Consider the following 13118-nt stretch of genomic DNA (forward strand, 5'->3'; position numbering starts at 1 on the left):
GGTTCCCAATGTCCCATGCACTCGTCGTCGGCGCCGGCGTGGCCGGGCTCGCCACCGCCTGGGGGCTGGTCAAGCGCGGCTGGACCGTCACCGTTCTGGAGAAGGGAGAGATCCCGAATCCGACGGCGGCTTCCTGCGACCATCACCGGCTGACCCGCTGGCACTATGGCGACCATATCGGCTACGCGGCGCGGATGGGGCTTGCCTTCGAGGCCTGGGATCGGCTCTGGCACGATCTCGGCGTCTGCCACTATGTCGAGACCGGCGTCTTTGCCGTCTCCACCGAGGAGGGCGACTGGGCCGATACCTCCTGCCGCGCGATGGACAAGCTTGGGCTTCCGCATGAGCGGATCAGCGCCGCCGACGCCGTCGCCCGCTTTCCCAATCTCAATCCGGACCTTGCCGCCCGCTTCGTCAGCTACACACCCACCGGCGGCGCCCTGATGGCCAACCGGATCCTGGAAGGGCTGCGCGACTGGCTTGCCGCCAAGGGCGCCGAAATCCGGACCGGGACCGAGGTCGCCGAACTGGACGCGGAGGCCGGAGCCGTCATAACCGCATCCGGCGAGCGCCTGACCGCGGACACCGTGGTGATCGCCGCCGGCGTCGGCGCACCGGCGCTCGGCTTCCCCGGCGCACCGGATCTCGTGCCGACGACGTCGACGATCGTCTATGTGGAGCCGCCCGAGGATCTCGCCGATGCCTGGCAGGATGCTCCGTCCTGGGTCGATTTCGGTGGTTTCGACGATCTGTGGGGCATTGCCCCTGTCGAAGGGCTTCCGCCCAAGCTCGGCCTCGGACGGCTCTCGGTTCCCGGCGACCCGGAGACCGGCCGCGTCGCCACCGAGGAACGGGTGCAGGAGATCATCGCGGCCTATCGCGGCATGTTCCGCGACATCGACCGCTTCACCGTCCGCTCGGCCCAGACCAATTTCTACACAACGGCTCCGGAGAACAGGTTCGTTCTGCGGCGTGCCGGCAAGGCCGTGCTCCTGTCGGCGGATTCCGGCCATGGCTTCAAGTTCGGGGCGCTGAGCGGATACGAAGCCGCCGAGGCGATGGACGAGCCCGGCCGGTTCGACATCATCGCCGAGCGGATGGCGGGCCATTTCGCCGGCTGAGCCGGAGCCGGCCGACGGATCGGCCTCACACGCTGGAGACCGCGATGCCGGGCGAGGACGCCTTCATCGAGACGTTCACCCTTCCCCTCGTCCCCGAAGACGCGTTCTCCCTCTTCATCGACGAAGCGAGCGTGTGGTGGCCGAGCGCCTGCACGCTCTCCGATGACACCTTCGACCGGATGGCCATCGATCCCTCGCCGGGCGGACGCTGTGTCGAGTTCGACCACCACGGCAACATGTTCGTCTGGGGGCGCGTGCTCGAGGTCGAACGGCCGACGCGGATCGCGATCTCGTGGCACATCACCGCCGATCTGGGCCTTCAGGCAAATGCCGTCGATGCAAGCCGGCTGCGCATCCGGTTCGAGCCCCAAGGGACGACCGGGTCTGCCATCACCTTTGTCCACCAGGGCCTGAAGAACCAGGCGGACTGGCAAGCGCATCTGGAAAGACTGTCCGGCGCCAGGGGCTGGCCGAGCATTCTGGGAGCCCTGCAGGCGGAAGCCGCCCGGCGCGCCGGATGACGACGTCTGCGGGCAAGAGGCATCATGGCCGGGTCGGTGAGGCAGCGGCCCGCTCCCGGCGCTCCAGCCCGAGCTTGCGCTCCCGGTAGATCACGTAGAGGCCGGCGCCGATCACGATCACGGTGCCGCCGATCACGAACGGCTGCGGAACCTCGCCGAAAAGGAAGTAGCCGAGCAGCACCATCCAGATCATGGTCGTGTACTCGAACGGGGCCACGGTGGAAGCTTCGGCGAACCGGTAGGCCTGGGTCAGCAGGATCTGACCGATCCCGCCGAGAAGCCCGATCCCGAGCAGGAGCGCCAGTTCGAAAGCGGTCGGAACGACCCAGCCGAAAGGCGCCGTGACCAGCGACATGACGGCGGCCGCCATGAAGAAATAGATCACGATGGTTCCGGTCTGCTCGGTGGCGGTCAGCTCGCGCACGAAGACGGAGGCCAGCGCCATGCATCCGGCGGCGGCAAGCGCGAGCAGCGATCCGGTGCGCTGCATGTCGGCGGCGGGGCTGGTTCCGCCGAGCACCTGAGGCGCCAGAATGATCAGCACGCCGATGAAGCCGACGCCGACGGCCGACCAGCGGTAGATGCGTACCTTCTCGCCGAGAAGCAGGGCCGCCAGGGCGACGAGCATCAGCGGAGCGGCATAGGAAATCGCGGTCGCGTCCGGAAGCGGCAGCATCGTCAGCGAGGCGAACCACAGACCCATGGCGGCGGTACCGATGACGGCCCGCTTCACATGACCGAACGGCTGCGACGTGCGCAGCACACCCGCCAGATCTCCGGTCCATGTCACGAAGACCAGGACCGGGATCACGCCGACGACGTTGCGCACGAACAGGATTTCACCCACCGGAAGCCGCTCGCCGGCCAGCTTCACCAGGGCCAGCATGCCGGAGAACAGGAGCGCGGACAGGACCTTGAAACCGATGCCGGCCAGCGAGCCGAGCTGGGGCGCGGCACCCTTTTGGCTGTCGGTCCCGCCGCTCGACCCCGACGCAGCTTCGCCCGTCTCCGGCGACCCGTCAGCCATTGCACCGCTCTTCCGCGCTCACGCTCCGCACCTGCCCGTCAGTCGCCGCCGAACCGGTCCGGTGGCGGTCCCCCGCCTCTTATGCGCCGCGGCCGGCCGGGCGGCAATCGCCGTCCGGGAATGCCTGCCCGTCGCCCGGGCCATGGCCGGTTCCGGAAAAACAGCATCTGCGCACGCCACCCTCAAGCAACAGCAGGACCCTATATGACCTCTCCCGCAGACCGCTTCATCGTCATCACCGGCGGCCCCGGCTCGGGCAAGACGAGCCTCGTCGAGCATCTGGCGGCTTCGGGTCACCAGACCAGCGATGAAGCCGGCCGCGCGATCATCCAGGCTCAGCAGCAGATCGGTGGGACCGCCCTTCCATGGGCAGACCGTCAGCTGTTCGCAGAACTGATGCTGTCGTGGGAGATCCGGTCTCACCAGGCAGCCCTGACGGGCGAGGGACCGGTCGTCTTCGACCGCGGCGTGCCGGACGTCATCGGCTATCTGACCCTGTGCGGCTTGCCGGTGCCTGCCCACATGCAGCGGGCGGCAGCGCTCCACCGCTACGCCGATCCGGTCTTCATTGCGCCGTTCTGGCCGGAGATCTTCCGGCAGGACGCCGAACGGCATCAGGACCTGGCTGAGGCGGAGCGCACCCATGCGGCGATGGTGGAGGCCTACCGGGCGGCCGGATATCGCCTGATGGAGCTTCCGCGCGCGCCGGTCGCGGAGCGCGCGGAGTTCGTCGTGGAGACTGTCGGCAACCTGCTCAGGCCGCCGTCTTCCGCGCCTCTGCGATGAGCGACCAGAGCTTCGCCGGGGTGGCCGGCATGTCGACATGGGTCACGCCGACCTCACGGGCAAGCGCGTCGACGATGGCGTTCATCACGGCGCTCGCCGAGCCAACCGTACCGGCCTCGCCCGCCCCCTTGATGCCGAGAGCGTTGGAGGTGGTCGGTACGTTGCGCGTCTCGAACTGGAAGAACGGGACGTCGTCGGCGCGCGGCAGCGCATAGTCGAGCATGCTGGCCGTCAGGAGCTGGCCTTCCTCGTCGTAGACGGTGTTTTCCAGAAGCGCCTGGCCGATGCCCTGAACGATGCCGCCATACACCTGGCCGGCCAGCAGGATCGGGTTCACGGTCACCCCGAAATCGTCGACCACCGTGTAGCGCTGGATGGCCACGCGGCCGGTGTCAGGATCGATCTCCAGCTCGCAGATGTGGGTGCCGTTCGGGAAGGTCGGCTTGTCCTGCTCCACCCGGTTCGACGCCGTCAGCAGGCTCGGATCGCCGGCCGCCTTGGCCACCTCCGACAGGCTCATCTGGCGGTCGGTCCCGACGATGCGGACGTGGCCGTCGACCAGTTCCAGGTCCTCGGCCGCCACTTCCAGATTGTCGGCCGCGATCGCCTTGATCTTGTCGGAGAGGTCGCCCGAGGCAAGGTTCACCGAGGGCAGTCCGAGCGGGATCGACCGCGACCCACCGGTTCCGCCGCCCGTCTTCACCCGGTCGGTGTCGCCCTGGATCACCTTGATCTGGTCGAAATCGATGCCGAGCCGGTCGGCGATCACCTGGCTGTAGGCGGTGGCGTGGCCCTGGCCGTTGGACTGGGTGCCGATCAGAAGGGTGACGATCCCGTCGTCGCCGAGTTCCACGGTCGCGGTCTCGCCGCCGGGGAACGCGCAGGCCTCGATGTAGCAGGTCAGGCCGATGCCCCGCAGCTTGCCGCGGCTGGCGCTGTCGGCCGCCCGGGCCTCGAAGCCGGCCCAGTCGGCAAGTTCCATCGCCCGGTCGAGATGGCCCGCGAATTCGCCGGAATCGTAGATCCGTCCGGTCGCCGTCTCGTAGGGCATCTTCTCCGGCGGGATGAAGTTGAGCTTGCGAATGGCATCCGGCGTCATGCCGGTCATCCGCGCCGCCTCGTCCACCAGGCGCTCGATCACATAGGCCGCCTCGGGACGGCCGGCCCCGCGATAGGCGTCCAGCGGAACCGTGTTGGTGTAGACGCCGCGAACGGTCACGTGGGCGGACGGAATGTCGTAGACGCCCGGCGACATGGTCGTGCCGCCGCGCGGCACGAACGGGCCGAACTGGTGCAGATAGGCGCCCATGTTGGCGATCAGGTCGACCTTGAGGCCGAGGAAGCGCCCGTCGGCGTCGAGCGCCAGCTCGGCGGTGGTGATGTTGTCGCGGCCCTGGCTGTCGGACAGGAACGCCTCGCTCCGGCTGGAGATCCACTTGACCGGCCGGCCGAGCTTTTCCGCGGCCACCATGGACAGCGGATATTCCGGATAGAGGAAGATCTTGGTGCCGAAGCCGCCGCCCACGTCCGGCGTGATCACGTGGATCAGTTCCGGATCGATCTTGAACACGCTTCCCGCCAGGATCCGCTTCATGCCGTGGCCGCCCTGACTGACGACCGTCAGGGTGTAGCGGCCGGTCTCCGCGTCGTATTCAGCGACGCAGCCGCGGGTCTCCATGTAGTTGGTGACCAGCCGGTTGTTGACCAGCGTGAGCTTCGCCACCTTGTCGGCGCGGGCGAAGGCAGCCTCCGTCGAGGCCTCGTCGCCATGGCCGTAGGTGAAGGCGAGATTGGAGCCGTGGTCCGGCCAGACCAGCGGCGCATCGGCGTCGAGCGCATGGGCAGGATCGGCGGCAGCCGCCTCCGGCTCCCAGTCGATCTCCAGCAGCTCCGCCGCATCCTCTGCCGCCGCCCGCGTCTCCGCGACCACGAACGCAACCGGATCGCCGACGAAGCGGACCCGGTCCTTGCACAGGACGGTGCGCTCCGGAACCACCGTATCGGAGCCGTCCACCTGCGGACCCGCGCCGGGAGACGGCAGCGGACCGAGATGGGCGATGTCGGGATAGGTCAGGACGAGATGAACACCCGGCTGGGACCGTGCCTCATCAAGACCGCCGGTGATCTGGAAGCTTCCCGACGCGATCGGAGACCGCACGACGCAGGCGAACAGCGCCCCTTCTGGCTGATAGTCCTCGATGTAGTGGCCGTGGCCGGTGATGAAGGCTTCGTCCTCCATCCGCCGGGCGGGAGCGCCGATACCGAATTTTGCGGTGGTCATCTCGTTCATATTCGGGATTCTCCGAGAAAGCAGAACGTACGGGCTGCGCGGGCAGCGCCGTCGGTTCCCGGGTTAGCACTTCGGCGGGCGGGTGTCAGGTGCCGCACCGCAGCAATCGCCAGGCGAGCGGGTTACGCCTCGCCGCGCATCGCCCGATACCGCGCCACGAGCCCCGCCGTGGACCCATCGCTCGCGGTCAGGGGCTCGCCGCCTGCAACCGCCCCCAGCAGGACACTCGCCAGTTCCTTGCCGAGCTCCACACCATATTGGTCGAACGAGTTGATGTTCCAGATGACGCCCTGCACAAACACCTTGTGCTCGTAGAGCGCGACCAGCCGACCGAGGGTGCGCGGATCGAGCTTGCGGTACATCAGCATCGTCGACGGACGGTCGCCGGGGAAGGTGCGGTGCGGCGCAAGCCGGTCGGCCTCAGTCGCCGACATGCCGCTCGCCAGCATCTGGGCCCGCGCCTCTTCCTCGGTCCGCCCGCGCATCAGCGCCTCGGCCTGGGCGAGACAGTTGGCGACGAGCTTCGCGTGGTGATCGCCTTCAAGCGTCTCATGAGGCTGGCACGCGACCAGGAATTCGCAGGGCACCACGTCGGTCCCCTGATGCAGCAGCTGGTAGAAGGCGTGCTGGCCGTTCGTTCCCGGCTCGCCGAACACGATCGGCCCGGTCGGCACGGAAACCGGCACCCCGTCCCGGGTGACCCGCTTTCCGTTCGATTCCATGTCGAGCTGCTGCAGGAAGGCCGGGAAATGCTCCAGCCGCTGGTCGTAGGGCAGCACCGCGAGGGTGCGGTAGTCCCAGGCGTCGCGATACCACGCCCCGATCATGCCCATCAGCACCGGGATATTGCGGTCGAGCGGCGCGGTCTGGAAGTGCTCGTCCATGTCGGCGGCACCGTCCAGGAACGCCGAAAAGTTCCGGAAACCGATGGACAGCGCCAGCGACAGGCCGATCGCCGACCAGGTCGAGTAGCGCCCCCCGACCCAGTCCCAGAAGCCGAAGGTCCGGTCGGCGCGCACCCCGAACGCCGCCACCTTGTCGAGCGCGGTCGAGAGTGCGGCGAAATGATCCGGCACCGCGGCCTCTCCGAGCTGCCCGGCGATCCACGCCCGCGCCGAGGCGGCGTTGGTCATGGTCTCCAGCGTGGTGAACGTCTTGGAGGCGATCAGGAACAGGGTCCGCGCCGGATCCAGGGTCGCCAGCGTGTCGGCGAGATCGGCACCGTCGACATTCGCCACGTAATGAACCCGGGGACCGCCGTCCCGGTAGGGCGAGAGCGCACGGGCCGCCATGCGGGGACCCAGATCCGAGCCGCCGATGCCGATATTGACCACGTCCGTGAAGGCCTCGCCGGTCGCGCCGCGGATCCCGCCGGAGCGGACCGCATCCGTGAAGTCTTCCATGTGAGCCAGCACCGAGGCGACGTCGGCGGCCACGTCCTGATCGCCCAGATGGATGGCGCGGCGGGAGCGATCGCGCAGCGCCGTGTGCAGCACGGCCCGGCGCTCGGTCGTGTTGATGGCATCGCCGCTCAGCTTGCGCTCCCGCCATCCGATGAGATCGGCCGCCTCCGCAAGCTCGACCAGGAGCGCGAGCGTCTCGGCATCCACGTGGGTCTTGGAGTAATCGAACAGGATGTCGTCAAACGCGACCGAGAAACGGTCGAACCGGTCCGGATCGGCCGCGAACTCGGCCCTGAGCGTGTGCCCGTTCCAACGGTTGCGGCGAGTCTTGAGACGGTCCAGCAGCGCGGCGACGGTATCGTCCATCGGGAGGAAGGCCTTTCAACGACAGCTTCGATCTGACCGGATAGGGATCGCGCCGCGGCGGTCCTTGTCAAGCAGGGTGGGCCAGACGAAGAGACCCCCGGCCCTGTGCGCCCGGGGGTCCGCGTGTCGGCGTCTCAAGCCGTGCCGGCGGGCCGTCGGTCGTCAGACCGGCGAATGGGCGTAGTCGGCATCGAGCTCGGCGTCGAGGTCCTCGAGGTTCTTTCCCGTGGTCTCGATCCGGAACTGCCAGGTCACCCAGGCGCCGATCAGCGACGTCACGACAAGGCCGTAGAGCAGCGCCTGCGTGCCGATATCCGCCAGCAGGACCGGAAACAGAAAGGCCGTCAGCACCGCACCGATCTTGGCGAAGGAGGCGGCGAAGCCCGCGCCCTTGCCGCGCACCTGGGTCGGGAACACCTCGCCCGCCAGGAGGTAGGTCTGGGCATTGGGTCCCATGTTGGTCATGAAGTTGAACAGCATGAAGCCGATGAAGATCAGCAGGATCGAACCGCTTCCGGAGACATAGGTCGAGAGCGCAGCGATGAAGAGGCCGAGGGCGCACCCGATGAAGCCGATGATCTGAAGCTTGATCCGGCCCACACGGTCGGCCAGCAGCACCGCCACGATGATGCCGATGATCAGCAGGATGTCGATCACCGCCGCGCCGCGCGCGGCCAGCATGTCGTTGTGGACGATGTCGGCCACCGAGCGGACGTGTTCGGTCTTCTGGCCGACGGCGGCCGCCAGGATCGTCGGCGTGAAGATGCCGATGCCGTAGGTACCCAGATCCTGAAGGAACCACGGCACGGAGGCCAGGATGGTGGCGCGACGGTTCTTCTTTTTGAACAGGACACCGTAGTGGGTCTCCGGCTTGCGCACCGTGACGCCTTCCTTCGGCACCTTCTTCTTCTTCAGCTTGATCTTCGTCGGATAGGCCGGTTCCCGCTTCAGAAGGCGCGCCGCCTCGGCCTGGGCCTCCTCCACGCGTCCCTTGGCGAACAGCCAGTGGACGCTCTCGGTGATGTAGAAACGCCCGATCACCACGACCACCGCCGGGATGATCGCCGCGGCGTACATCCACCGCCAGGCGTCCAGCTCCGGATGGTTCGACAGGATCAGGTAGCCGACCGCGGTTCCGAACAGCGCGCCAACGGCCTGGAACCCGAATGCGGAAAGCACCAGCCGGCCCCTCGCCCGGGACGGGATGGATTCGGAGATCACCACGTGCGCCGTCGGGTAGTCGCAGCCGAGCGCGATGCCGAGCCCGAGAAGCGCGATCACGAACCATGCGAAGTTCATGGCCAGGCAGGTCATCACCAGGAAGAAGGTGAACAGGATCATCTCGACGATGAACATGCGTTTGCGGCCGTAATGGTCGGACAGACCGCCCAGCATCGTCGCGCCGATCAGGATGCCGAACAGGCTGGCTGCCGCCACCATGCCGTGCTCGAATTCGCCGAGAGACCACTGGTTGCTGAGAAGCGGGAGGGCGACGCCGGTCATGAAGACGACCATGCCCTCGAAGAACTTGCCCGCCGCGGCCAGTCCCCAGATGAGCCACTGCATCCGGGTCATCGGCGTCATGGCGACGATGGTGCCGTCTTCCCAGCGTGGCGTCTCGTCGATGTACTGCTGGACGGTCTTGCCGCCCGGACCGATGTCATCGACGCTGGCCGGATGTTCGCCCGTTGCAGAAGTGATCATGCCAACCCCTGAAATATTGCAGCGCAATATTCGCCGCCTCGCGAGGGGATAAAGGCGGCGCGTGCGCCGGCGGTCAAATGAAGTTGCTATGACACACCGTTGCCCGGCACACCTCGAAAAACAGATTTGCCGGCTCACCGAACGTCCGGCCGATCACCGTCTTCGTCCTGCTGCGGTGCAAGGAGGGCGGCATAGCGCTCGGGGTCCTCTCTCACCGCCTTGGGCAGGGCCGCGTCCGCTGACAGACGCTCCGCCCGGCCGATGTTCATGCTCAAGGCCGCGCGGTGCCTGTCCCAGTCCGCGATCGAGGCGGTGCTGTGCTGGCTCATTTCGTCGAAGGCGATGGCCTGATCCTTCGCCAGCAGATAGTCGAGATCGCCCACCGACGAGAAGTGCCATCCCGCTTCCGCATGACGCACCCGGGTGAGATAGCTGCGGAACTCGAGCGCGCTGCGATAGGCCCAGTAGGCGTGCTCGTACGCGCGCGGCGCCTTCGGATAGTTGACCGGCTTCAGTTTCCTGAGCCGCGTCGGGTCGATCATGTGCCGGGCGCGCACGGCCCGGGTCCCGATCCAGCCCCCTCCGCCCGTGTCGCGGACATCCAGATAGAACCGGTACAGCGGCTGATTGAGGAAGTGGATCGCGTGACGGCGCGGATCGGCTGCGAGCGCGGCAACGGTCGCTTCCGATGGGATCTCGTCGACATCGGACAGAAGGACCAGATCGTCGGGCGCGGAGTCAGCGAGCCCGGTCAGGATCGCGGCGCGCTGATGGCGTTGCCGCACCCACCGCTGGTCCGCATCTGCCGGTTCGTCGAGCACCTCGATGTGGCGGATGCGATCGGCGAAAGCGGCAAAGCGCGACCGGTTGGCCTTGTAGTGCAGCGGCTTCTCGCGGCCGGCGAAATCGTAGCGCGATTCCACCAGCACGAAGGTGTCGACGACGTCGGCAAGCTCGCGCAACCGGATTTCCAGAAGATCGAGCTCGCGAAAGAACAGAAAGCAGTCATAGACGCGCGGTCGGCCCGCCCCGGATCGCTCGCGCCGTGTCATCTGCCGCTCAGCCCGCCTTGGTGTCCAGCAGGACGGCCGCTTCGTCCTCGACCTGCAACGCCCGTTCCGGATCGAACCCGAACAGGTTCCAGGATTGCTGCATGTGGGCCGACAGTGGCGCGGAGACGTCGAGAATGCCGCCGGCCGGGTGGGGAATCACCAGCCGGTGCGCATGCAGGTGCAGCTTGTTCTGGATCCCGCCGGGCAGATCCCAGTTCTCGATATCGAAATATTTCGGATCGCCCACGATCGGATGGCCCATGTGGGCGGCGTGCACGCGAAGCTGATGGGTCCGCCCGGTCACCGGCCGCATCACAAGCCAGGCGACGTTCTGCCCCGCCTGCTCCACCACCGCATAGTGGCTCACGGCATGGACGGCGTCCGGATCGCCGTGGCGGGCGACGACCATCCTTTCCGCCTCGCGCGGGCCTTCCTTGGCAAGCCAGGTGGAGATCCGTCCTTCCCGCGGCTTCGGCACGCCCTTGACCAGCGCCCAGTAGAGCTTGCGGGTCGACCGGGCCCGGAACGCGCTGGCGAGCGAGGTCGCCGCCTTGCGTGTCTTCGCGACCAGGAGGACACCGGACGTGTCCCGGTCCAGGCGATGAACCAGGCGCGACTTCTGGCCCTTCTGGTCGCGCCAGGCCTCCAGCAGTCCGTCGACGTGTCGCGTCAGGCCCGGGCCGCCCTGCACGGCCAGCCCGGCCGGCTTGTTGAGCGCAAGTACCTCGCGGTCCTCATGCAGAACGAAAGGCTCCAGCGCCGCACGCCCTTCGCCCTTGGCTGCCGAGATGGTGGGCGGGGCCGACGGCGCACCGGTGGCTGCCGGCGGGACCCGAACGGCCTGCCCGCGTTCCAATCGCGTCGAGGTCTTCACGCGCCCGCCATCGACGCGCACCTGCCCCGTCCGCAGCAGCTTCTGAAGCTGGCCAAATCCGAGCCCCGGATAGTGGGTCTTGAACCAGCGATCGAGGCGCATGCCGTCTTCGTCGCCTTCGACCGTCTTTGTCTCGATTGATACCATTCCGGATCCCGTCAGGGTGCGACCCAGCGCACGAGGCCGAGCCCCGCGAACAGCGCCATGATGCCGACCCCGACGGAGACCAGCACATAGGCGAGCGCGATGTGGCTCTGGCCGTTTTCCATAAGATTGGCGGCGTCGAGCGAAAAGGAAGAGAAGGTCGTGAAGCCGCCCAGCAGCCCGACGCCCACGAAGAGCCGGATCTCGCGCGCCGCGATGTCCGGACCGAACTTGGCGAGCAGCGCGACCAGCACGCCCATCACGAACGATCCCACCACGTTCACCGTCAGCGTCCCCCAGGGAAAGCCGGGCCCCATCAGCCGGATGGCCGCCACGCCGACCAGATGCCGAAGCCCCGCGCCGACACCGCCACCGAGGACGATCAGGAGGAGTTCACGCATGACCGGCCTCTGACAGGAGACAGCAGGATCGAAACCGTGCGCACGATACTGAAGGCCGCCGGGAAAGCAAACGGGCGCCGGTCACTCCGCGTCCCCGGTGTTGCGGCGCGCGCGAAGCCGGTCCAGATGAGCGAGTCGCTCGCCGATGCCGGCTTCCGCGCCGTAGCCGGTGGGGCGATAGAACGACTGCCGGCCGAGCGCTTCGGGGAAATAGTCCTGGCCGGAGAAGGCGTCCGGCGCGTCGTGGTCGTACTGATACCCGCCGCCGTAGCCCTCGGTCTTCATCAGGCCCGTGGGCGCGTTGAGGATGTGCTTCGGAGGCAGCAGGGAGCCGCCCTCCTTGGCCGCCTTGGTCGCGGCCTTGTAGGCCTTGTAGACGGCGTTCGATTTCGGGGCGGCCGCCAGATAGACCGTCGCCTGGGCCAGGGCGAGTTCGCCCTCCGGCGATCCCAGAAAGTCGTAGGCGTCCTTGGCGGCGTTGGCGACGCCGAGCGCCTGCGGATCGGCGAGCCCGATGTCCTCAACCGCCATGCGAACCAACCGACGCCCCAGGAAGAGCGGATCCTCGCCGGCATCCAGCATGCGGCAGAGATAGTAGAGGGCCGCATCGGGATCCGAGCCGCGCACCGACTTGTGCAGGGCGGAGATCAGGTTGTAGTGCCCGTCCCGCGACTTGTCGTAGATCGGAGCGCGCCGCTGCAGGACGGACTGCAGGGCCTCCGCCGTCAGCCGTTCGCCGTCACCGACCGAACGCCAGACCTCTTCGGCCAGGGACAGGGCGGCCCGGCCGTCCCCGTCGGCCATCCGTACGAGGCTCGCCCGGGCGTCCTCGTCGAGGGGCAGGTCGCGACCCTCGGCACCTTCGGCGGCGCGCAGAAGGCCTTCGACGGCCTCTGAATCGAGCGAGCGGAAGGTCAGCACCTGGGCCCGCGACAGAAGCGCCGCGTTCAGCTCGAAGGACGGGTTCTCGGTGGTCGCGCCCACCAGCGTGATGGTGCCGTCCTCCATCACCGGGAGGAAGGCGTCCTGCTGGGCGCGGTTGAAGCGGTGGATCTCGTCGACGAACAGGAGCGTGCCCCGCCCGGTGGACCGCCGCCCGCGCGCCGCCTCGAACACCTTCTTGAGGTCTGCCACCCCGGAAAAGATCGCCGAGATCTGCTCGAAATGCAGATCGGTGGCCCCGGCCAGAAGCCGCGCCACCGTCGTCTTGCCGGTGCCGGGAGGTCCCCAGAAGATCAGGGATCCGATCCGGCCGGACCTGAGCATCCGCGACAAGGTTCCGTCGGCACCGATCAGATGCGGCTGCCCCACCACCTCGTCGAGCGTCTTCGGGCGAAGACGATCGGCAAGCGGTCTGGGCGCGGACTGGTCGAGCCCGGCGGACGTAAAAAGGTCGGTCATCGTCGTATCCATCGGATCCGGGCGACCG

At 67.6% G+C, this 13118-nt stretch carries 11 protein-coding genes; 3 read left to right on the forward strand and 8 right to left on the reverse strand.

From position 1 onward, the window contains the following. Positions 1 to 8 precede the first annotated feature (8 nt). Positions 9 to 1121: an NAD(P)/FAD-dependent oxidoreductase gene (locus J2S73_RS18005; protein WP_306887041.1), complete on the forward strand. Its 1113-nt coding sequence runs from the start codon at positions 9 to 11 to the stop codon at positions 1119 to 1121. Positions 1122 to 1165: 44 nt separating this feature from the next. Further along, a complete protein-coding gene (locus tag J2S73_RS18010) occupies positions 1166 to 1642 on the forward strand; it encodes an SRPBCC domain-containing protein (RefSeq protein WP_306887042.1) in 477 nt (158 codons plus the stop codon). A gap of 22 nt (positions 1643 to 1664) precedes the next feature. Here the strand turns inward: J2S73_RS18010 and J2S73_RS18015 are convergent, their stop codons facing one another. Further along, the gene (locus J2S73_RS18015; protein WP_306887043.1) at positions 1665 to 2669 is read right to left on the reverse strand and encodes a DMT family transporter; all 1005 of its coding nucleotides are present in this window, start codon (positions 2667 to 2669) and stop codon (positions 1665 to 1667) included. A 204-nt stretch (positions 2670 to 2873) separates the two neighbouring features. On the opposite strand from J2S73_RS18015, the gene J2S73_RS18020 reads away from it, so the two are divergent. Then, positions 2874 to 3455: an AAA family ATPase gene (locus J2S73_RS18020; RefSeq protein WP_306887045.1), complete on the forward strand. Its 582-nt coding sequence runs from the start codon at positions 2874 to 2876 to the stop codon at positions 3453 to 3455. On the opposite strand, the gene J2S73_RS18025 is transcribed toward J2S73_RS18020, so the two are convergent. The 7 genes from J2S73_RS18025 to J2S73_RS18055 form a co-directional block, all read right to left on the reverse strand. Continuing rightward, entirely contained in the window at positions 3424 to 5745 is a 2322-nt protein-coding gene (locus tag J2S73_RS18025; RefSeq protein ID WP_306887046.1) for a xanthine dehydrogenase family protein molybdopterin-binding subunit, read from the reverse strand. The two genes, J2S73_RS18020 and J2S73_RS18025, sit on opposite strands and share 32 nt — an antisense overlap. Positions 5746 to 5867: 122 nt before the next feature. Further along, positions 5868 to 7514, reverse strand: coding sequence for a glucose-6-phosphate isomerase (pgi, locus tag J2S73_RS18030; protein ID WP_306887047.1), 1647 nt, complete (start codon positions 7512 to 7514; stop codon positions 5868 to 5870). A gap of 162 nt (positions 7515 to 7676) precedes the next feature. After that, positions 7677 to 9218: an MFS transporter gene (locus J2S73_RS18035; protein ID WP_306887048.1), complete on the reverse strand. Its 1542-nt coding sequence runs from the start codon at positions 9216 to 9218 to the stop codon at positions 7677 to 7679. A 134-nt stretch (positions 9219 to 9352) separates the two neighbouring features. After that, complete coding sequence (locus tag J2S73_RS18040) at positions 9353 to 10270, reverse strand: glycosyltransferase family 17 protein (RefSeq protein ID WP_306887049.1); 918 nt, start codon at positions 10268 to 10270, stop codon at positions 9353 to 9355. 7 nt (positions 10271 to 10277) lie between these two features. Beyond that, a complete protein-coding gene (locus J2S73_RS18045; RefSeq protein WP_306887050.1) occupies positions 10278 to 11291 on the reverse strand; it encodes an RluA family pseudouridine synthase in 1014 nt (337 codons plus the stop codon). Positions 11292 to 11302: 11 nt separating this feature from the next. Further along, positions 11303 to 11689, reverse strand: coding sequence for a fluoride efflux transporter CrcB (crcB, locus tag J2S73_RS18050; RefSeq protein WP_306887051.1), 387 nt, complete (start codon positions 11687 to 11689; stop codon positions 11303 to 11305). Between the two features lie 81 nt (positions 11690 to 11770). Continuing rightward, positions 11771 to 13090: a replication-associated recombination protein A gene (locus J2S73_RS18055; protein ID WP_306887052.1), complete on the reverse strand. Its 1320-nt coding sequence runs from the start codon at positions 13088 to 13090 to the stop codon at positions 11771 to 11773. Positions 13091 to 13118 lie beyond the last annotated feature (28 nt).

The organism is Amorphus orientalis, assembly GCF_030814015.1.
In the GTDB taxonomy this organism is placed as follows: domain Bacteria; phylum Pseudomonadota; class Alphaproteobacteria; order Rhizobiales; family Amorphaceae; genus Amorphus; species Amorphus orientalis.